This window comes from Paenibacillus sp. IHB B 3415, assembly GCF_000802655.2.
In the GTDB taxonomy this organism is placed as follows: domain Bacteria; phylum Bacillota; class Bacilli; order Paenibacillales; family Paenibacillaceae; genus Paenibacillus_AQ; species Paenibacillus_AQ phytohabitans.
In genome coordinates this window covers 1-22,810 of sequence record NZ_JUEI01000082.1, presented here as the reverse complement: position 1 = coordinate 22,810, position 22,810 = coordinate 1, and the positions used below count along the sequence as shown (strand labels likewise).

15 protein-coding genes are annotated in these 22,810 nt (G+C 51.5%); all 15 read left to right on the top strand.

The window, feature by feature from the left end:
* On the top strand, positions 1-1,663 hold a 1,663-nt coding region (locus tag QW71_RS29335; RefSeq protein WP_039307756.1), incomplete at its 5' end, for a dynamin family protein.
* Between the two features lie 148 nt (positions 1,664-1,811).
* Entirely contained in the window at positions 1,812-3,002 is a 1,191-nt protein-coding gene (gene purT, locus QW71_RS29330; protein ID WP_039307753.1) for a formate-dependent phosphoribosylglycinamide formyltransferase, read from the top strand.
* Positions 2,992-3,456: a GNAT family N-acetyltransferase gene (locus QW71_RS29325; RefSeq protein WP_039307750.1), complete on the top strand. Its 465-nt coding sequence runs from the start codon at positions 2,992-2,994 to the stop codon at positions 3,454-3,456. The genes purT and QW71_RS29325 overlap by 11 nt, the downstream gene beginning before the upstream one ends.
* Before the next feature lie 546 nt (positions 3,457-4,002).
* The gene (locus QW71_RS29320) at positions 4,003-5,652 is read left to right on the top strand and encodes a response regulator (protein ID WP_039307748.1); all 1,650 of its coding nucleotides are present in this window, start codon (positions 4,003-4,005) and stop codon (positions 5,650-5,652) included.
* Between the two features lie 3 nt (positions 5,653-5,655).
* A complete protein-coding gene (locus QW71_RS29315) occupies positions 5,656-7,482 on the top strand; it encodes a sensor histidine kinase (protein WP_083442781.1) in 1,827 nt (608 codons plus the stop codon).
* Positions 7,479-8,501 (top strand): substrate-binding domain-containing protein, encoded by a 1,023-nt coding sequence (locus tag QW71_RS29310; RefSeq protein WP_039307745.1) that lies wholly within the window; start codon positions 7,479-7,481, stop codon positions 8,499-8,501. The genes QW71_RS29315 and QW71_RS29310 overlap by 4 nt, the downstream gene beginning before the upstream one ends.
* A 146-nt stretch (positions 8,502-8,647) precedes the next feature.
* A complete protein-coding gene (locus tag QW71_RS29305; protein WP_152679896.1) occupies positions 8,648-9,730 on the top strand; it encodes a galactose ABC transporter substrate-binding protein in 1,083 nt (360 codons plus the stop codon).
* A gap of 152 nt (positions 9,731-9,882) precedes the next feature.
* Positions 9,883-11,394, top strand: a complete 1,512-nt coding sequence (locus tag QW71_RS29300; protein WP_039307742.1) for a sugar ABC transporter ATP-binding protein — start codon at positions 9,883-9,885, stop codon at positions 11,392-11,394.
* A 52-nt stretch (positions 11,395-11,446) separates the two neighbouring features.
* Positions 11,447-12,454, top strand: coding sequence for a galactose/methyl galactoside ABC transporter permease MglC (gene mglC / locus QW71_RS29295; protein WP_039307739.1), 1,008 nt, complete (start codon positions 11,447-11,449; stop codon positions 12,452-12,454).
* 1,351 nt (positions 12,455-13,805) lie between these two features.
* On the top strand, positions 13,806-15,770 hold the full coding sequence (locus tag QW71_RS29285; RefSeq protein WP_039307737.1) for a WG repeat-containing protein: 1,965 nt from the start codon (positions 13,806-13,808) through the stop codon (positions 15,768-15,770).
* 342 nt (positions 15,771-16,112) lie between these two features.
* Entirely contained in the window at positions 16,113-16,895 is a 783-nt protein-coding gene (locus tag QW71_RS29280) for a CAP domain-containing protein (protein ID WP_039307734.1), read from the top strand.
* Positions 16,896-17,524: 629 nt separating this feature from the next.
* Positions 17,525-18,454 carry a GDSL-type esterase/lipase family protein gene (locus QW71_RS29275; RefSeq protein WP_052770417.1) on the top strand — a complete coding sequence of 310 codons (930 nt, stop codon included), beginning with the start codon at positions 17,525-17,527 and terminating at the stop codon, positions 18,452-18,454.
* Between the two features lie 60 nt (positions 18,455-18,514).
* Entirely contained in the window at positions 18,515-19,495 is a 981-nt protein-coding gene (locus QW71_RS29270; RefSeq protein WP_235441589.1) for an ABC transporter ATP-binding protein, read from the top strand.
* Positions 19,488-20,477: an ABC transporter permease gene (locus QW71_RS29265; RefSeq protein WP_039307732.1), complete on the top strand. Its 990-nt coding sequence runs from the start codon at positions 19,488-19,490 to the stop codon at positions 20,475-20,477. The genes QW71_RS29270 and QW71_RS29265 overlap by 8 nt, the downstream gene beginning before the upstream one ends.
* A gap of 72 nt (positions 20,478-20,549) precedes the next feature.
* Positions 20,550-22,532 (top strand): DNA topoisomerase IV subunit B, encoded by a 1,983-nt coding sequence (gene parE, locus QW71_RS29260; protein ID WP_039307730.1) that lies wholly within the window; start codon positions 20,550-20,552, stop codon positions 22,530-22,532.
* Positions 22,533-22,810: the final 278 nt, after the last annotated feature.

The window sequence follows — 22,810 nt, the reverse complement described above, 5'->3', positions numbered from 1 at the left end:
TCTGGCCCCGGAGGGCGGATTCGCCCACGCGACTGCGGCCGTGACCATGAAGTCAGCGGAGGATTTCTGGGACGATATCCTCCATTCCTTCAGTGTGCTGCAGCTGGCACCGCCGCAGCACACAACCTGGACTGCAGCGGTGGCCCGCCTGCAGACCAGCGGGCTTCATCCGTCCTCGCTGCCGCATGCCGGATTCTTGCGCGCAGCGGCAGCGGGCTGGGAGGAATCCGGCCCGCTGCTCGGAACAGAGCGTACGGTCAGCCTGCATGAATACCGCAGCCTGGTAGCCGATGAGAAACGGGCCTGCTTCGTGCAGAGTACTGACCTCTATTATGACAGCCCTCTGACACGGAGCGGGATCGTATTGGTTGACACCCCCGGAGCGGATTCCTTACATGCCCGGCATACCGGTGTAACCTTTGGCTACATGAAGAATGCGGATGCGATCTGCTTCGTGACCTACTATAATCATGCCTTCTCCAAAGCCGACCGCAGTCTCCTGGCCCAGCTGGGAAGAATCAAGGACAGCTTTGCCCTGGATAAAATGTTCTTCATCATCAATGCGTCTGACCTCGCTTCTGACGAGGCAGAGCTGGAAGAAGTGAAGCAGCATGTGACGCAGAATCTGCGTGCCGGCGGCCTGACCTCCCCGCGGATCTATGCCTTGTCCAGTCTGCTTGCCCTGGAGGGCAAGTCGCGCGGGGTACGGGAGTCCTACGAGGCTTCCGGATTCAGCAGCTTCGAAGCGGCGCTGTCTGAATTTGCGGGTGAGGAGCTGCCGCGCCTGTCACTGGCGGCGGCGAGGGATAGCCTAAGCTCGGTCCGGCTCCGCGCGGAGGAATGGCAGCATATGGCGCTTATGGCAGCTGACCAGCAGGAAGAAGGGCTGCGCCGGTTCCGGAAGCGCCGGGATGACGCAGGCCTGCGGCTGGCACAGCTTGAGCGGGAAGAGCGGCCAATCCGGGATCTGCGCAGGGAGGGTGAGGAGCTTCTCTACCATGTCCGGCAGCGCCTGGCCTTCTCCTTTGGCCGTTCCTTTCAGGAATCGTTCCATCCCTCTATCCTCCGGGAAGAGGGCGGTCATCTGAAAGACATCTTCATTGCCTGCGGCCGGGAGCTGGAGCGCAGTATCCTGCGTGAACTGGAGCAGGAGCTGTGGGCGACCACCTTGCGGCTGGAGGCGGCAGGGCGCAGGCTGGTAACTCAGGCGGCTGCAGCTGCAGCTGCAGAACTTTCCATCCCGGGTCAGGAGCTTCAGCTTCTGGAGAATCCAGACGAGCGCTGGCCCGCCCCGGCAAAGCTCGATTGCTCCCTTGCCCCGCTGGATTGGGCAGCACTGTGGAGCCGCTTCAGATCACCGCGTCATTTCTTTGAAGGCCCTGGACGGGCAGAAATCCGCACAGCTGCCGAGCACTGGTTCAAAGAAGCTATTGCTGCTGCGGCTGAAAGCCAGGAAGAACGGCTGTTGTCTTTCTATACCGGTGCGGCAGCGGCGGCACTTTCCCTTGCCGCAGAGCAGCTGCGTGAGGGTCTGGCCGAGCAGGAAGCCGCTATGTCGGAACTCCTGAAAGGGGGTGATTCAGCGCAGCACTGGGGCCAAATTGCCGGCGAATTATCGCTCATGGAGCAATCTTTCGTCAATATGGTGGACAGTCATCTGTGAAGTTTGTAGGAAAATGTCGAAGAACGCTTGCAATCTGCTGGTTGATGGATGAAAATAAAGAAGCCTGAAAATTTACAATGAAACTGCGACAATTTACAGAAATAGAGAAGTCGGCAGTCAAATTTGCGAAAAGAGGTTGGAGTCGACAATGTGGGGAGCTCCTTTTTCAGCCCGGAGCAAGAAGCTGCTGCTGCTCGGCAGCGGTGAACTGGGTAAGGAAGTCATTATCGAAGCTCAGCGCCTTGGCGTAGAGACCGTAGCTGTGGATCGTTATGAAGCTGCACCGGCGATGGGTGTAGCCCACCGCTCTTATGTACTGGATATGCTGGATTCAGAGGCACTGAAGCAATTAATCCGTTCAGAGAAACCGGATTTGATTGTCCCCGAGATCGAAGCTATTGCTACCGGAGCGCTGGTGGAACTGGAGGAAGAAGGTTTCCTCGTGGTACCGACCGCACGTAGCGCTAGACTGACGATGGACCGGGAAGGCATCCGCCGCCTTGCGGCTGAAGAGCTGGGTCTGCCGACCGCCGGATACCGGTTCGCTGACAGTCTGGACGAACTTCGCCAGGCCGTAAGTGAGCTTGGAACACCGTGTGTGATCAAGCCGATTATGAGCTCTTCCGGCAAGGGACAGAGTATTTGCAGGACACCTGAGGATGCCGCAGAATGCTGGAATACGGCTCTGGAAGGAGCACGTGCCAAAGGTACACGCGTCATTGTAGAGGCTTTTGTCACTTTCGAGAGTGAGATTACATTACTTACCGTCCGCTCGGTTAGCGGAACCGTATTTTGTCCGCCGATCGGCCACATCCAGAAGGATGGCGATTATGTGGAGTCCTGGCAGCCGCATCAGATGAGTGAAGCGCTGCTTGCCGAAGCACAGTCGATGGCCCGGGCCGTTACGGATGAGCTTGGCGGATATGGGATTTTTGGAGTGGAGCTGTTTCTGACCCCGGACGGGGTGCTGTTCAGCGAAGTATCACCCAGACCGCATGACACAGGTATGGTTACAATGATTACGCAGGATTTGTCGGAATTTGCTCTGCATGTCAGAGCCATTCTTGGATTTCCGCTGGAATCGGTACGTTTGTTGACACCGGGTGCTTCAGCTACCCTGAAGGCCGAAGGAACTGGACAAGCTTTTGCGGTAACCAGGATAGATAAGGCACTAACCTTTCCCCGAACGCAAGTCCGTGTATTCGGCAAACCGGAGATCCGCCCTGGACGGCGGATGGCAGTAACACTCAGTTCAGCGGAAGATGTGGAAATCGCGCGGACGACGGCCAAGCAGGCGGCGTCTATGCTAAAAGTGGAGGTATACGAGGATGAACAGTAGTACTCAGGAGCAGGTACTGCAAATTCGCAAATGTGGCATGAATGATCTGGAGAGAGTTACAGCCCTTCTGCGGGAATTCGGCTATCCGACGACGCTTAGCGTGATGAAAGAGAGAATGGAAGGCATGGAGCATGATCCGCTCCACTGCACAATGGTCGCAGAACTCAATAACGAAGTTGTGGGAATGATCGGACTCCGGCAGGTGAAGTCCTATTACAAACATGCAGATTGTATTACGGAAATTACCGCGCTGATCGTATCAGAGGAACTTAGAGGACAAGGCCTTGGCAAAAGACTCGTATCCGCAGCGGAAGAATGGGCACGCCATCAAGGCTGCTGCCAGCTGTTCCTGCGAAGCGGCAACCGCGTGGAGCGTGCACCGGCGCATGCCTTTTACCGCCATATCGGATTCGAAAAGACAACAGGGTACCGCTTCAACAAAGCATTGCTATAATTCCTATACGTGACCGAACATCCCCATCCCGGCATAAGCGGGATGGTTTTTTTTATTTCCGCCAGAATAGAGACTACTTAGTAAGCACTGTAGACATAAATGTTGTACGTTGTGCAACCTTGATTCCCGGATACCGGGGTGTTTGGACAGATTGTTGTACGAAATACAAGAATTATCGTACTAACCCGTCCGAAGGAGGAGAAATGCTGCATTTCGTACAACAATTTTGGATTAGGGACGAAATCTTGAGCAAAATGTTGTATTATGGGCAGGATTTCCCTGCAAACGACAGCAGCCGCCCGGAAATTCAAAAATGCACAGGGTGAAGAATGGGTTGAATGTTAAATTGTTAAATTGTTAAGTTCAGCCTATGTAAGTACATAATATTTACTTGCAATAAATGCATTCAGCCTATATAGTGAATTGCTCCCCGTATTTGACATGATCCGCTACTACAGCTTTCATTATTTAAACATAGATTGAGCTTACTGAATCAGCTATTATAATGCTGTAAAACTCCAAACCATATCCGAAGAGGGATGAAGCATGTATAAATTAATTCTCGCCGAAGACGAGGAAGATGTAAGAGAAGGCATTATCGCCCAGATCGACTGGGAGAAATACGGATTCGAAGTGGTGGAGCAGGCGGAGAACGGCCGTGAAGCCGCGGATGCGATAGATAGGCTACTGCCGGATGTGGTGGTTACCGATATCCAGATGCCGTTCATGAACGGACTGCAGCTGGCGGAATGGGTCCGCAGCCGTCACCCTAACACGAAGATAATCATTCTGACCGGCTATGATGAATTCGAATATGCCCAGAAGGCGATTAAGCTGCAGATTGATGAATATATTCTTAAGCCCTTCTCTTCCCAGGAGCTGATTGATGTCCTGCTGAAGGTTAGAGCTGCGATCGAGACCGAGATTGCCGAGAAGGAAAATGTATTCGTGCTCAGCGAGCATTACCGTAAGAGCCTGCCGGTGCTGCGTGAGCAGTTCCTGTCCTCCCTGGTGTCACGCCGTCTGCGCTCCGCGGAAATTGCCGAGAAAAGCGCAGAATATGGCATCAATCTGAGCGGGGAGCTATTCCAGTCCTCTGTTATCAGTATTGATTATATCCGCCCGGACAGAAGCTCCGGCGTTCCTGAGGCGGGGCCGGTATCCCTGCGTGACACCGGGGACCGTAATCTGCAGCTCTTTGCCGTGCTGAACATTGCCGAGGAAATCTGCCAGAAGCACAGCTTCGGCAAGGTGTTCATCCACCGCGATGATGTTGTGCTGCTCTCCGTCAGCCAGGGAACCGATGAGAGCGAAATCACAGGCAGAACCTTCTCTATCCTTGAAGAAATCCGCCAAAATGTACAGCGTTTCCTGAAGCTTACAGTGACTGCTGGTGCAGGAACGGTATGCCGGATGCCGTCCATGCTGTTCAATTCCTTCGGAGATGCACTGCAGGCACTGGATTACCGGCTGATTCTCGGCAACAACCGCGTGATCTGGATTGAGGATGTGGAATCGAGATCCAGCCAGATGCTGGCCTATGATGAGCTGACCCAACAGTCGCTGATCCGCACGATCAAGCTGGGTACAGTCCAGGAGCTGCGGGAAGTGGTGGACGAGCTGTTCGGGGGACTGGATACGGCGCAGGTCTCGACACAGGATTATCAGATTTTCCTGCTGGAGATCATTACATCGATTCTGCGGGTGGCCAAGGAATCCGGCAGTGAAACGAATGACTTTATCGGCTCCGGCATTTCATCGCTGACCGAGCTTAATAAGTTCAACAATATGGGGGAAGCCAAGCAGTGGATTATCACGGTGTGCAGCCGGCTGATGGATACCATCGCCTCCGAGCGGCAGTCGAGCTATAAGCAGCTGATTGACCAGGCCAAGGATTATATCCGGGCCCATTATGAGGAGTCCGACATTTCCATCGGCAAGGTATGCCAGCATCTGCATATCAGCACAGGCTATTTCAGCAGTATTTTCAAGAAAGAAATGAAGATGACCTTTGTCAGCTATCTGCTGCAGATCCGGCTGGAGGCGGCGAAGGAAATGCTGCGCTCGACCGAGCTGAAGGCATTTGAAATCGCCGAGCGGATCGGTTTTGCCGATCCGAACTATTTCAGCTTCTGCTTCCGCAAGAAATACGGACAGTCACCCAAAGAGTATAAGAACAGCTCGCGGGGAGGCTAACCCATGACCAAACCGAAGGGTACTTTCTTTCCGCTTCGCCCGCAGCCCCGCAAGAGAGGCAAAATCCGCCTGTCTTCCAAGCTGCGGAGCATCCAGCTCATTATTACCCTTACCTTTACAGCGGTCACTGTAGCCGTTGCAGTGATCGTCAGCATTATGCTGTACGGCAAGTTTGCCAACACGGCGGAGGAGAATGCCAATCTCAACATGCAGCAGATTATCGAGCAGGTGAATTATAATCTGGAGCTGTATGTTAAGGGTATGGGCAGCATTTTTGAGACGGCGGAGAAGCAGATCACCACGAGTCAATCCATTGACTCTCCGCTGCTCTATGAACGCATGGACACACTAATGAGCAGCCGTGAGGACCTGGTATCCATGGCTGTTTTTACACCGCAGGGCAAATATGTAGTGGGTACGCCTGGTCAAAGCATGCGCCTGAACACTCAGCTGGAGAGCCAGAGCTGGTTCACCACGGCCAAGCGGACCTCGGAGATATCCTACTCAGCCCCGCATATTCAGAATTTGTTCAAGGGACGGTATACCTGGGTCGTATCGATCAGCAAAATGATTCAGTACAGGGAGAAGGGCGAGCTGAAAACCGGTGTCCTGCTGCTGGATTTCAATTTCAGGACGATTGATGAGCTGAGCCGGCAAGTGAAGCTCGGTAAAAGAGGATACGCTTACATTCTCGATCCGCTCGGGAATATCGTCTACCATCCGCAGCAGCAGCTGATCTATGCCGGCCTCAAATATGAGAATGTGGAGCCGGTGCTGGAATATGCCTTCCGCAGCTATCTGGATGAGTCCACCGGAGAGAAGCGGTTTATTACCGTGCGCACACTGGCCCAGACCGGCTGGAAGATCGTCGGGGTCGCTTACTATGATGAGATTGTAACGACCAAACGCGATCTGAACCAATTTCTGTCCTGGTTCCTCGCAGTTGTCCTGGTGTGTGTGGTTGCCGTATCTGTGTTCCTGTCCTGGCTGATTGCCAGTCCGATCCGCAAGCTTGAGCGCACGGTCAAGCAGGTGGGCGAGGGAGACCTTAATACCCCGATCAATGTCAGCGGCGCCTATGAGGTGGAACAGCTGTCCAAACGCTTCAATATGATGCTCCAGCGTATCCGGCAGCTGATGGATCAGATCATCTATGAGCAGGAGACCAAACGCAAAGGCGAGCTTGAAGTCCTGCAGTCGCAGATCAACCCTCATTTTCTATACAACACACTGAATTCAGTCATCCGGTTGGCAGAACGCGGCAAAACGGATGAGGTCGTCACGATGATTCAGTCCCTTTCGAAATTTTTCCGGATCAGTCTGAGCAAGGGCAAGAATATTATTACCATCCAGGAGGAGCTGGATCATATCCGCCATTACCTGGTGATTCAGAGCTTCCGTTTCAAAAATAAGTTCCGTTACGAAATAACGGCACAGGATGAAGTGTTGCAGTACCAGACGATTAAGCTGATCCTGCAGCCAATCGTTGAGAATGCACTTTACCATGGGATCGAAATGATGCCGGATGAAGGGCTAATCTCGATCAGCGCTGAGCTTAAGGATGGGCTCATTATCATCAGGGTCAGTGACAACGGACTCGGGATGTCCATGGAAACAATGAACGTGATTCTTAGCGGAGGCGTCAAAAGCGGAAGCGGCTCAGGAGTCGGAGTACGGAATGTTCATGAACGGATCGGCTTATATTATGGCCGCGAATATGGGCTTGCATTTCAGAGTGAAATTGAAGAAGGCACAATCGTCACCATCACCTTCCCGGCCCGGCTGGCCGGCGAAGGGATGGAAGAGCAGAAGGAGGAGACAAACCGGTGAGAAGCGTACGTTTTTGGCTAACTTTGCTGCTGTGCGGGGTGCTCTGGATCTCTGTGTCCTCTTGCTTTAATTCGTCACCTGCTTACATCAGCACGAACAAGACGCGCAATATCCATTTGATCGTCAAGATGAATAAAGGGGATTACTGGAATACGGTGAAGCTGGGAGCGGAAGCCGCAGCGAAGGAATTCAATGTCAAGCTGACGTTCAAAGCGCCGGATTCGGAGAGTGATATCGATGAGCAGGTGGTTATGGTGGAGGAATCCATTAAAGAGAAGGCGGATGTGATTATTCTCGCTGCCAGCAGCTATATGGGACTGGCTCAGGTCGTAGACCAGGCGGCGTATTACAAAATCCCTGTGATTTCAGTTGATGCGGAAGTCGGATCAGCCAGGGTACAGGCCTATGTGGGCTCGAACGGTTATGAAGCCGGACAGAAGTCCGCGGAGCGGCTGATCCAGCTTTTGCAGGGATATGGCGAGATTGGAATTATCAATTTCACCAATTCCTCTTTGAATGTGGACCCGGGGTCTACAGGCAGCATTGATTACGGGGCCAGGGATGCGGATGAGCGCGAGAAAGGATTCCTCAATTACGCAGCCCGTTATCCGAATGTCAAAGTGGTGCAGATCTCCTACACTTCCTCAAGCACGGTGGAGGCCGAAACCCTGACCCGGGAGATGCTGGAGAAGCATCCTAATCTGCGCGGGATTGCCACGTTGAATGAAATTGCTTCCCAGGGAGCAGCCAAAGTCATACAAAGCTTAAGATTGGACAACATAAAGATGGTTGCGTTTGACAGTTCCCCCTCCATGATGGAATCGCTGCAGGATGGCACGGTGCAGGCGACCGTGATCCAGAACCCTTTCAGCAACGGGTATTTAGCCGTGAAATACGCCGTAGAAGCGCTTGAAGGTGTGACTATTCCGGAGCGGGTGGACACAGGCACCAAGCTGATCGATCTGGAGAATATGCTGTGGCCCGAGAACCAGAAGCTGCTGTTCCCGTTTGTCAGATAGGAGAAAATCAGATTTTAGACATTAGAATTTTCATGAAAATGAGTAGTATTTTATATTCGCAACCGTTTTCATGTAGGGCATAATAAGGATGTACCCGGGACACACCGGGATAACAAAAAGAAATATCCTCAGGAGGTCAATTGATTATGAAAAAAATCACTTCCGTTTTACTTGCTAGTGCTTTGCTGGGTGCTGCTCTTGCAGGCTGCGGCGGCAACAACAACAATGCTGCTGACACTGGTAACAAAGCTAACACAGGCAACGCTGCTGCAACTGCAAATTCCGGTTCCGCTGCTGAAACTCCAAAGGTTGGCGTAGCGATCTACAAATTTGATGATACTTTCATGACGGGTGTCCGTAACGCCATCGATACTGCTGCCAAAGGCATCGCCACAGTAGATATCGTAGACAGCCAGAATTCCCAGCCTACACAAAATGACAAGGTGGATTTGTTCGTCACCAAAAAATATGACGGCATGCTGATCAACCCGGTTGACCGCACAGCTGCAGGCGTTATCATCGACAAAGCAAAAACAGCTGACATTCCGGTTGTGTTCCTGAACCGCGAACCGCTTCCTGAAGATATGAAGAAATGGGATAAAGTTTACTATGTAGGCGCAAAAGCAGAAGAGTCCGGCACGATGTCCGGCCAGCTGATTGTTGACTACTGGAAGGCTCACCCTGAAGCTGACAAGAACGGCGACGGCGTGCTGCAATACGTAATGCTCAAAGGCGAACCGGGACACCAGGATGCTGAGCTGCGGACCACTTACTCCATCCAGGCTATCGAAGATGCAGGCATCAAGGTTGAGAAATTGGCTGAAGATACTGCAATGTGGGATCGCGTAAAAGGACAGGAAAAAATGGCAGCCTTCCTCGGCTCCCACGGCGACAAGATTGAAGCCGTTCTTGCCAACAACGATGACATGGCTCTCGGTGCAATCGAAGCTCTGAAAGCCCAAGGATACTTCACTGGCGACAAATACATGCCGGTAGTAGGCGTTGATGCAACTGCTCCAGCGGTTCAAGCGCTGCAAGACGGAACCATGCTCGGTACTGTACTGAACGATGCCAACAACCAGGGTAAAGCGGCAATCGTCCTGGCTTCCCTGCTGGCAAAAGGCGAAACACCTACCAAAGAAACTGTAGGCTTCGACATCACTGACAACCAATACGTATGGATCTCCTACAAAAAGATCACTAAAGACAACGTAGCTGACGCTCAATAATAGTTAGATTGCTCCAGATACAGATAAGCTTCATAAAACAAAAATCCCGGAGGGCGGTCACCCGCTCTCCGGAATTCCTTTCGGGTAGGGAACAGGATGGAACCGCTGTGCCTCTCATGGAAAAAGAAAAAAAGCGTAGGGGGCGTAACAACATGGAAAATGCTGAGTTTTTGCTGGAAATGAAGGGCATTACTAAAGAATTTCCCGGCGTTAAGGCGCTGGACGGAGTCAGCATAAAGGTTAGACCGGGTTCGGTTCATGCACTTATGGGCGAGAACGGTGCAGGCAAGTCGACACTGATGAAATGTCTCTTTGGAATCTATTCACCGGATGCCGGTGAGATCTTCCTGGATGGCCAAAAGGCCACCATCTCTAACTCCAACGATGCACTTAAGCACGGAATTTCGATGATTCACCAGGAGCTGCACCCGGTACCTTTCCGCAGTGTCATGGAGAACATCTGGCTAGGACGTTTTCCGACCAAGGGCATCGGGCCGATTCAGTTTATTGACCACAAAAAAATGTTCACGGACACGGAAAATTTATTTAAAGATCTGGATATCGATCTGAATCCCGAAACTTTGGTGGGCAAGCTGTCCGTATCCAAGGTCCAATCCATTGAAATCGCGAAGGCTGTCTCTTTTCATTCACGCGTCATTGTCATGGATGAACCAACCTCTTCCTTAACCAGTGTAGAAGTTGAGCATTTGTTCCGGATTATCCGGGATCTGCAAAAAAGAGGCGTAGCTATTATCTATATATCTCACAAGATGGAAGAAATTCTTGAAATCTCTGATGAAGTAACCATCATGCGTGACGGCAAAAAGATCGGTACCTGGCCGTCGGCCGAGCTTACCACAGACCTGATTATCTCCAAAATGGTCGGCCGTGACCTTACTAACCGCTTCCCTGAGCGCACGAATGTTCCGGGCGAAGTCTACATGAAGGTGGAAGGCTTGACCTCACCGGAGCCAAGATCCTTTAAGGATGTATCCTTTGAGCTGAGACGCGGTGAAATCCTCGGTGTCGGCGGTCTCGTAGGTGCGCAGAGAACAGAGGTTATTGAAGCATTATTCGGACTCCGCGCCATTAAATCTGGCTCCATCTCGATTAAAGGCAAGAAGGTGAAGATCAATTCGCCGCAGGATGCCAAGAAACATGGCCTGGCGCTTTTAACCGAGGAACGCCGTGTAACCGGTATCTTCCCGGTACTGTCCGTTCATGAGAATGGCGCAATCGCCAACCTTGACCACTATAAGACGCCTTACTTCCTGCTGAACGGCAGAAAGAAGAAAGCAGAAGTCGATAAAATGATTGAGAAGCTGCGCACCAAGACACCAACCACCAAAACGCAGATTATGAATCTCTCCGGCGGTAACCAGCAGAAGGTGCTGCTGGCCAGATGGCTGCTTACGGAGCCTGAAGTCCTGCTGCTGGATGAGCCGACACGCGGAATTGACGTGGGTGCCAAATTCGAAATCTATACCATTATTGCCGACCTGGCAAAGCAGGGTAAGAGCATTATCATGATTTCTTCGGAAATGCCTGAGCTGCTGGGTATGTCTGACCGTGTAATGGTGATGTCGGAAGGACGGCTTACAGGAATATTAGAAGGCGAGCAAGCTACGGAAACCGAAGTTATGCGTCTCGCTGCACAGCATTAAGGAGTACGGATAGGAGAATATGCTCGCGTAATTTTAAGGGGGATCACTACTAATGAACGTAAAAAAAGCTCAGTCCTTTGTGACTCAAAACGCAATTTACATCGTGCTCGTACTGCTGATTATGGGGATCATCATATATGAACCAAGCTTCATGTCCATCAACACCCTGCGTGACGTACTGATTCAGTCGTCTACACGCGTGATCATCGCGCTCGGGGTTGCCTTTATCCTCATCACAGCCGGTACCGACTTGTCCGCAGGCCGCGTGGTAGGTTTCACAGCCGTTATCTCAGCTTCTATGCTACAGATACCGGATTACTCACGCCGCTTCTTCCCTGATCTGCCGCAAGTGCAAGTATGGCTGCCCATCCTGATTGCCATTGTTGCCGGTCTGCTCTGCGGTCTCATCAACGGGGTTATCGTCTCCAAGCTTAACGTTCCGCCATTTATCGCAACTCTGGGCACCATGCTCATCGTGTACGGCTTGAACTCCCTGTACTTCGATATGGACCCTAACCAATCGCAGCCAATCGGTGGTCTGCGTCCTGACTTCACCAAAATCGGCTCCGGCTTTATCGGCAGCGGCCAATATTCTATACCTTACATTGTCCTCATAGCCCTGGCGGTCGCGGCCGTCGTGTGGGTGCTGTTCAACAAAACGAAGCTGGGCAAAAACATGTACGCTATCGGCGGCAATATGCAGGCTGCCAAGGTTTCCGGTATCAATGTATCCAAGAACCTGATCTACATCTACGCTATCGCTGGTGCCCTTTACGGTCTGGCGGGTGTGCTTGAAGCTGCAAGAACAGGCGGCGCTACCAACAACTATGGTAACATGTACGAGCTTGACGCTATCGCGGCTTGCGTAGTCGGCGGCGTATCCACTACCGGCGGTATCGGTACAGTTCCAGGTGTTCTGGTCGGTGTTATCATCTTCACCCTGATCAACTACGGTCTGACCTTCATCGGCATCAGCCCTTACTACCAATTGATCATCAAAGGCCTCATCATCATCGCGGCTGTATCGTTCGATATGCGTAAATATTCTTCGAAGAAATAATTGTGGTTCGGTGATTAGCCGTAACTGCGGGGAATGCTTGGAATCCGGGTGCTGTTGCACCCGGAGTTTTTGCGTTCAATGCACCGATGTAAGAGGTAAAATGAACTGGGAAACTTTGATATCAGGTATGATCGTAACTGCGGTGAGTTTTGGACTTCCGGCCGCTGTTAGGTTTGGATTTCCTGATTTTGATCCGCTGTCTGCGGTAGAAATCCAAACAAGCGTATGCTTCCGAAGTGAGCTTTCCTTTGGAAAGCTTTCAGGCGGACGCTATCGCTCCTCCAGTTCCAAAATCCCCTCCGTTACTTTCCCTTTTTATCAGCTTAACAGTTCATAGTTCATCTTACATTTCGATTGAATGCAAGAACTCTCCGGGTGCTGCCGTTCCTCCAGTTCCAAACTTCACCTTCGTTACTCCCATCACCTCACCCAGGTGGGGGTGGTGCAAATTAAGCGTTTGCGGTATTTCGCAAACGCCTTTTGCTTTGGGCATGTTGATTTTGTCGCAACGTTGCTCCAAAACCATGCCCAATATCTCAACCCTTAAGTGAGCAGCAAACCCCAAAAGTAACCAGGTGTATAAATGTTGTACGTAGTGCAACTCGCAAGCTTAAATATATAAGTGTTCGGGCGGATTGTTGTACGAAATACAAGAATTTTCTTGAAAATCGCCTTGAAGAAGGTGAAATGCTGCATTCTATACAACAATCGTGGATTAGGGACGGTATAATGATGAGAATGTTGTATTTAGTGCAGGATTTTATGTTGAAGTAGTGAAGTTGCTCTTATTCCTCTGCATTGCCAGCGCACGTAGCTGCAGAACCCCAATAACAAGTGAAAGGGCAGGCGAAGCAGCCCTTGAACATCCGGCTAACACCCTCTGAAAGGGTGTTTTTGTGCTGCTCTTAGGGTTGCAGTTTGTCCTGTGACCTTGGTTTTGCTGAAGAAAGGTGGAGAGTAACGGAGGGGAAGTTTGAACTGGAGGAGCGGAAGCGTCCGCCTTTGTCTCCGGATTTCCACCGCGTTATAGCGGTTCAAATCAAGAAATCTGGAGACAACAGCGGCCGGAAGTCCAAACATTCACCGCAGTTACGGCCTCACCTTTCCTAATCTTTTAACGCATTTATACCCTCAAGCTCTTGGCGCATTTAAGCCCCCACGCTCCTAACGCATTCCACGCTCTTAACGCATTCCACGCTCTTAACGCATTCCACGCTCTTAACGCATTCCATGCTCTCAACGCATTCCACGCTCATACTCACGCGTATCGGCAGCTCTGGGCATATAAACACCCTTTCCCCCTCACTCTCATATTCTATAGGCAAATGCCTTTGTAAGGGAGAGCGACTGAATGCTGAGGATTAAGCTGAACGAGCTGGGAAAAGAGAATGACAATGGTCTGATTCAGACGGAGGTATGGCGGTGGGACGGAATCGGCTGGAATGAGGTTATTCCGCAGCAGGAGGAGGATTTCATCCGTGCGGATGATGATCTGTTCGTGACGATCCCGGCAGAGGCGGGATTATACCGCGTAGACTACTCCAAAAAGCCGCTGGAGGCGCTTATCGTGCTTCCGGAGGTAGATGCCAGCGGGCTGCGGGCGGAGCTGCTGCATCCGGCTCCTTTTAAGCTTAAAGAGGGAACACTGTGGGGCTACATTAATAACGACGGACGGACTGTGATCGAGCCCAGATACGACTATGCGGAGGATTTCCAGGAGAATGGCCTGGCGGTAGTGCAGCGCAAGAATTACAGCGGCCTGATTGACAGCTCCGGGCGGGAGAAGGTCAAACCGCTATATTCCTTTATTGCTCCGTTTGCCGAAGGGCGGGCTGTGGTTTCGGATGCCAAGGGCTATACTTTTATTGATGAAAAAGGCAAAGAGGTCACGTCCGCGCGGTATGACTATCTGAATTCGCTGCATGAAGGCCGCGCGCTGTTCTCCAAGCAGAATACAACCGGGGGGAACTCATATTACGGATATCTGGATGCCCAAGGCAAAGAGGTACTGCCAGCGGTGTATCTGGATGCCGGGGATTTCAATGACGGAACGGCTCTGGTCAAAGTCGCTGAGGGTGAGTTCGCGCTGATTGATCCCCAGGGAACGGTGCTGCATACGTACAAATATCCATTCGTGGGGTATCCGGGGAAGGGTCTGCTTGCTTTTCAAGCTACGGAGAACGGGAAGTACGGTTACCTCCATACAGACGGCAGCATTGCCATCCAGCCGCAGTTTACGGCAGCCTTGCCTTTCTCGGAAGGACGGGCGGTGATTAACACAGCTGAGGATTACGGCAATGCTTACGGTCTGATCGACAAGCAGGGCAAAACCATTATTCCGGCGACTTACTATGAAGTCCAGCAGCTGGGTGAAAACCGTGTTGCGCTGGGAACTCCGCTTTATGCCGATCAGCCGTACCGGGGTTCACGCTATGTGATTGCCGATGCGCTTACAGGCAGAATTCTCAGCACCCATCCGCTGCTCGGGGTGAACAATTATCAGAACGGGCTCGCGTCGGTGTATGATGCCAAGGATACGTATTTTATCGATAAAAGCGGTAAAAAAGCTGCCCAGCCGCCGGTCATTGCCGGCTCTGGATCTTTAACCTTCAGCGGCGATCTGATCCGTGCGGATGTTGACCAGCGTACTGCCTACTATGACCGCAGAGGCAAGCAGGTATGGCGGCAGAATGGTGTAATACCGCTCAGACCGCCGTACTCCGTGCTCGAGAAAAAATATAAACCGAACAGGGATTACCTGGTTTACTATCCGGTAGTAGAAGGAATTGCTGTCGCTGAGATATCCAAATCAGTCAATGATAAGCTGCGCAGTCTCTCTCTCGCAGAAGGCGCGGGAACTGGCGGAGCGGGGCAGGATTTCAGCTATACGGGGGATTTTGCCGTATCCTTCTTCCGCAAGAACCTGCTGGTACTGGAGCTTAGCGGATACCGTTTCCCATTTGGAGCGGCGCATGGAATGCCGACTATGATCTATGAGCATATCAATTTGCGCACCGGCAAATTTTACACGCTGAGTGATCTGTTCAAGCCTGGCAGCAAATATGTGCAGAAGCTCAGTGATATTGTCGGAAAACAGATTGCGAATGATCCGCAGTATTCCTATGTTTTTCCGGATACGTACAAAGGCATTACGGCTGACCAGCCCTTTTATGTGGATGGCGAAGCGCTGTATCTCTATTTTGCCCCTTATGAAATTGCTCCCTATGCTGCGGGCTTTCCTACATTCCGGATTCCGTATGCCGAAATTATGGGCCTGATCTCGACAGAAGGGGAATTCTGGCAGTCCTTTCATTAAGCGGGGGGCCGGTGAATGCCGATATTAACTGTAAGAACAAGCGACCGTTCTGAAGAGGACGGTTTCTTAAATATAAGAATATATATGATTCGCGTTATAAATTATCCTTCTATATCTCGTTGAAACGGTACCGTCCTTATTAAAGGACGGCAAAGCCGTTTCCACTTGTTTGAACAGAAGTGGACAAGCCTCAGCCGTGAAGAAAAATGTCATAATTTAGAAGCGCACAGCCGGATTTTTTATGTTACAATGACTGAGGAACAAATTACAACTTTGTAACAATTGATGTCCGCAACTCTCGGCAGCCAGGTAATTCTACAACAAGAATAAGGAGATGGCAGAATGAAAAGCAAGACTTTAAGAGCAATGATAGGTGGAAGTGTAGCCGCTGTTATGGCACTTAGCATTTCACTTCCATTACAGGCAAGCGCAGCAGCTGGAGCCACTACGGCAACCGCTTCAGATACGAATTTTGCAAAATTCATGGAATATTTCACACAGTACAATTCGAAGGCATTTGTATTTGACGGGAATACGTTCACTGTATCCAAGACCGTTATTTATAAGAATCCGGTAGCAACAGTTCCGGCAGCAACAGCTAAGCCGGTGGCTACCGCTGTACCGGTAGCGACAGCTAGACCAGCAGCAACGGCTAAGCCTGTTGTTACACCAGCACCGACGGCTGCCCCAGTGGCCACAGCTAAGCCGGTAGCTACACCAGCTGCAACTGCAGCTCCAGCTGTCGCAGACAGCGCTTCAAGCTACATTCAGCAGGTTGTAGCCCTGGTGAACAAAGAACGCGCAGCAGCAGGACTGGCTCCTGTCTCCGCACTGGACAGCCTGAACAAAGTGGCAGCGGCTAAGGCTACTGATATGCGTACGAACAACTATTTCTCCCATACTTCCCCGACCTATGGATCGCCTTTTGATATGATGTCCGCGTTCGGCATTACTTATCAGGCAGCCGGAGAGAATATCGCGATGGGCCAGAAAACGCCGCAGGAAGTTATGACTGCCTGGATGAACAGCCCGGGCCATAAGGCTAACATTCTGAGCACGAATTTCAACTACATCGGCGTAGGCTTCGACAATAATTACTGGGTTCAGGAATTCATCGGTAAATAATATAACGCAGCTCTTAAGCTTCACTCGTCCTCCGGCATTGCCGGGGGGCTTTTTTTGAGGTTTAGTAAATGAAGATAGTCTTCGAGAAACACCAATAATAGTTGTTGTTTTTCCACTTGCTTAGGTATATTCCTCAGAAATCGATGAACTAAGTTACATTTTTCCACTTGTTTCTTGCAAGTGTGGGTGCCTCTCAGTACCTCACTCCGGCATCCTCTTTTTTGTTCTGGATCGGGAAATGAAGGTTTTTGTCTGACGAAGAGAAATCAATTTGTAGTTTCGCAGTTTTGCACTATGCAGTTTTGCGGTTTCGCATGATCAGAGCAGTGCTATAGTGCCGCCCTGACTGCTCCACACCGTTTAGGTGGAAGCGGCGGAGGGGATTATGGAACTGTAGGAGCGGAAGCGACCGCCTTTGTCACCAGATTATCACCGCGAAGAGCGGTACAGATCAAAAAAAGCTAGGGAAAACAGCGGCCGGAAGTCCAAAATCACTGCAGCCGCGCCTTTCACCAAAACCCCCGCTTTATTTGCAAATTAAGCAAAGAAGAATTATGTTTATCTACATAGTTAAGAAGTTTGTAAAATGTGGAACAATGGAGAATAGATCGTCATACGGAGGGATAGCATTGAACGATTCCAAATGGACCTGGAGGGCAGTGGGCCTGGTATCCATCCTGGCAACTTTACTTTTAATTATAGGGTTTGTGTATGCGGTAAGCGATATTATCAACCCCAAGGGGGAGACACTCCTGTCATCCCTCCCGCAGGAAACAGCTGCACCGACAGCCGCGGCAATGGATGAATTGAAGATACTGGCGCTGGGGGATTCCTTGGCCAAAGGGACGGGCGACAATTCCGGACAGGGATTTGTGAAGCGTACGCTGGAGGCGTTATCGGCGGACGGAGGCAAGGCGGAGCTGCTCGGCAACATGGGCATTAACGGCTTAACCACAGCCGGACTGCAGAGCAAGCTTCAGGAGGAGGGTGTGCAGTACGCGCTGCGCCAGGCGAATGTAATCCTGATCTCTATAGGCGGGAATGATCTGTTCCGCGGCTCGGATATTCTGGGGACAGGCAGCAGCAGCGGAGAGGCAGCATCGTCAGCAGATACGGAGAATCCTACGAACGGAATAGCACCAATGGGGACTGAATCCGCTGCGAATAACACGGTAGAAGGTTCAGCACCCGTGCCTACAGCCTCCACCGACGAATTGACCCCCGAGTCTCTGCTCTCGGCTCTGCCTGATGCATCCAAACGGCTGGGCAGTATTCTTGACACTATTGCCGGGATTAATCCGCAGGCACAGATTTATTACGTGGGATTGTATAATCCCTTCGGAGATATTGCGGACCTGCTGGTTCCGGGCAATCAGGCTGTAACCGCCTGGAACAATGCAGCGATGGATATCATCAACACCCACAGCAATATGACGCTCGTTCCGACCTTCGATTTGTTCAACCGGCATCTGGACAAATATCTCTCGAATGACCACTTCCACCCCAACGGGGACGGTTATCAGCGGATGAGTGAACGGATTGTACAGGCTGTACATTAACTTGGGGCAGAGCAGGGAACATTCTGAACAGAAATGACCGCAGCAAGGAGTTGTATAGAGATGGCTAAACAAATGCACGAAGCCTCCGGGGAAGTCGTCCTGTCCGTACAAGGGGTCCGCAAAAAAATCGGCCGCAAATGGATCATAGATGATGTTACGTTTGACGTCCGGAAAGGCGAGATTTTCGGCTTCCTCGGTCCCAATGGTGCCGGCAAAACCACAACGATCCGCATGCTGGTTGACCTGATCCGGCCAAGTGAGGGCACGATTACCGTCTGCGGCTACAATGTGAACCGGGACCCGGAAAAAGCATTGCAATACGTCGGCTCCATCGTCGAGAATCCCGAGGTATATACGTATCTGACAGGCTGGGAGAACCTGCAGCATTTCGCCCGCATGCAGCCCGGTGTGGACAAGACGAGGATTGCCGAGGTAGTGGATATTGTACGGCTGGATCAGCGTATTCATGACAAGGTAAGCACGTATTCACTGGGGATGCGCCAGCGGCTGGGCATTGCCCAGGCACTCTTGGGCCGGCCACGGCTGCTGATTCTCGATGAGCCGACGAACGGTCTGGACCCGAAGGGCATCAAGGAGCTGCGCGAATTCATCCGCAAGCTGGCGGATGAAGGGCTTGCCGTGTTCGTCTCCAGCCATCTGCTGAGCGAGATTCAGTTGCTGTGTGACCGGGTGGCGATCATCAGTAAAGGGCGGGTACTCGCCGTAGGCGGTGTGGACGAACTGGTTACCCGCAATTCTCCATATGTCCTGTGGGAGCTGGAGCCGCTCAGCAGGGCGAAGCAAGTACTCGGCAGCCGTCCCGATATCCATCTGCTGGAGCTGGATGAAGTAACACTGGACGACTCCATTATCGCAGGCATGGGAGTGAATTCCCTGATTACGGTTATGGAAGAGGATTTAATTCCGGAAATTGTCGCCGTACTGGTTACAGATGAGGTGGAGGTCCGGGCTGTGCATAAAATCAACCCTACACTGGAACAGCTATTCTTGAAGCTAACGGAAGGTGAAACTATTGACTAACCTGCTGCCGCTCATCCGCAATGAGTGCCTCAAAATCATAAAAAAGAAACGGTTTTATGTCATCCTGCTCATTCTGCTTGTGCTTGTGCCTATGTTTACCTATGCGCAGATGCGTATAGCGGAACGCAGCCGGGATAAGTTTAACTCTGACTGGAGGCTGGAGGTCCAGCAGCAGATTACCGATAACCAGAACTCCCTCGGCAGCGACCGGATTCCGGAAGAATGGAAGTCGTACCGGCGGATTTTTGTCCAGCAGCTGCAGTATTATCTGGATCACGATGTGAACCCGAACGAGCCGAGCGGCGTTACCTTTACCCGTGAGTTTCTGGACAATTCCGTGTCCCTGTTCATTCCGCTGCTGATTATGGCGGTGGCCTCGGATCTGGTCTCCGGGGAGAGAACGACAGGAACGATCAAGATGCTGCTGACGCGTCCAGTCAAACGCTGGAAGGTGCTATTCAGTAAAATGACGGCCCTTATGATGTTTGTCTCCTTAATCGTCCTGTCTGCTTTTATCATCAGCTATCTGGTGTCAGGGCTGGCTTTTGGATATAAAGGATTCAATGTTCCGGTGTTCACAGGCTTCCAGCTGAGCGGGGATACGGTCGATATGACCACGGTTCACGCCGTGCCGCAATGGAAATACCTGCTGATGCAGGGCGGTTTGATCTGGTTCGTCAGCGTAGTTGTTGCTCTGCTGGCTTTCATGGTGTCGGTTCTGGTACGCAGTACGGCAGCCAGTATAGTGGTGATGATGGCGGCGCTGATTGCAGGCACGATCCTGACGAACATGGCTTCAGCCTGGACTGCGGCCAAATATTTATTTATGGTTAATATGGAGCTTACCGGGTATTTAGCAGGTACTCCCGCACCGATTGAGGGCATGACACTGGCATTTTCGATGGCGGTATTGGCGATTTGGGGACTGGCTGCAGTAATCATTTCATTCGCCGTCTTTACGAAACGGGATATTTTGAATTAGAATGTACAAAGTGAACGAAAACGTTTGTTTGCATTTTATAGAGATAGTAAGACACAAGAAGGAGGAGCATGAATGCTCGAACAGATCGATATGTTTGCAAAAGTCTCTAAGAACGCCGAAGTTGGCCGGACTGGATACGATGCTGACGACATTCAGGTGCTCGAAGGTCTGGTTGCGGTCCGCAAACGGCCCGGCATGTATATTGGCAGTACGAGTTCCTCGGGACTGCACCATTTAGTATGGGAAATAGTGGACAATGCCGTAGATGAGCATTTGGCCAAGTTTTGCTCGAAGATTGATATTACACTCCGCAAGGACGGATCGGTCACCGTAATTGACAACGGACGGGGAATTCCGACCGGGATGCACAAGACGGGAGTGCCGACTCCGCAGGTTGTTTTCACCATTCTGCATGCGGGTGGTAAATTCGGAGGCTCCGGCTACAAGAAATCGGGCGGTCTGCACGGCGTAGGGGCATCAGTAACCAATGCTTTGTCCGAGTGGCTGGAAGTGGAGATTTACCGTGAGGGCAAGATCCACCGGCAACGCTTCGAATATTGGGTCGACAAAAGCGGGAAAGAACATGTCGGCGAGCCTGTGACTGGCCTTGAGGTACTGGGGAATACGAATAAGACCGGTTCGAAGATCACCTTCAAGCCGGATATTCGCGTCTTCCCGACTGGCATTTCACTGAATTACGATACACTCGCGGAACGGGTGCAGGAGATCGCCTTCCTGAACTCGGGCCTGCGGATCAACATCAGCGATGAGCGGAGCGGACGGCAGGATGAGTTCTTTTATGAGGGCGGCGCGAGCCAGTTTGTACAGTTCCTCAATGAGGGCAAGGATGTCTTGCATGATGTGGTTCATTTCAGCTCCGAGAAGGATGAGATTGAAGTGGAAATTGCGCTGCAATACAATGCGGGGTACACGGAGACCATTGCTTCTTTCGTTAACTCGATTCCTACGCGCAGCGGAGGGACACATGAGACCGGCTTCAAGACAGCCTATACCCGTGTGCTGAATGACTACGCCCGGCGGACGCAGCTGCTTAAGGAGAAGGATAAGAATCTGGAGGGCAATGATCTCCGTGAGGGAATGATGGCGGTCATCAGCATTAAGATGTCGGATGTGGAATTTGTCGGACAGACGAAGGATCAACTGGGTAGTGCTTCTGCCCGCAGTGCCGTGGACTTTATTGTCTCGGAGAAAATGGCGCGCTTCCTCGAGGAGAATCCCCAGGTCGCGCAGAGCCTGCTGAAGAAATCGATCCAGGCGTCCAAGGCGCGCGAAGCTGCCCGCAAAGCCCGCGATGAAATCCGCAGCGGCAAGAAACGCAGCGAGAGCTCGAATCTTGGCGGTAAGCTGTCGCCTGCACAATCCAAGGATGTTACGCGTACCGAAATCTTCATCGTAGAAGGCGACTCCGCCGGAGGCTCAGCCAAGCAGGGCCGTGATTCGAAGATTCAGGCCATTCTTCCTCTGAAGGGGAAGCCGATGAATCCGGAGAAGGCCAAGCTGCTGGATATCTTGAAGAACGATGAATACAAGGCGATTATATCGGCGATTGGTGCGGGCATTGGTCCTGATTTTGCCGTGGAAGACAGCAATTATTCCAAAATTATCATAATGACCGATGCCGATACGGACGGTGCGCATATTCAGGTGCTGCTGCTGACCTTCTTCTACCGCTATATGAAGCCTCTGATCGATGCCGGCAAGGTCTTCATTGCCCAGCCGCCGCTGTATAAGCTGACGCGTAAATCGGGTAAGCTGGAAACAGTCCGCTACGCCTGGAGCGATGAGGAGCTGCAGAATTACCTGAAGGAATTCGGCAAGAATTTCGAGCTGCAGCGGTACAAGGGACTCGGTGAGATGAACCCGGACCAGCTGTGGGAAACAACGATGAATCCGGATTCCCGCACGCTGCTGCAGGTGCAGATCGAGGATGCCGCCAAGGCGGAACGCCGCGTCTCCACACTGATGGGCGACAAGGTTGATCCGCGTAAGCGCTGGATTGTCGAGAACGTCGACTTTACAGAAATAGTAGAGTAGGGGTTAGCGGGAAGTGACGATTACTTCCGCTGTTTTTAATTTTTTGATGATCGTTTTAAGCACAGCGAATGGGATATTCGCGGATTGCCGCCAGAACTTTAGAATAAAGCGAAGCTAAATAGGTGATTAGTAACGAGGGGAAGTTTGAACTGCAGGAGCGCTAGCGTCCGCTTTGGTATTTAGATTTCATCCGCTATAGCTTGAACTGAATAAGAGAATAACAGATGAGAATAACGGAGGGGGATTTTGGAACTGTAGGAGCGACAGCGACCGCCTTT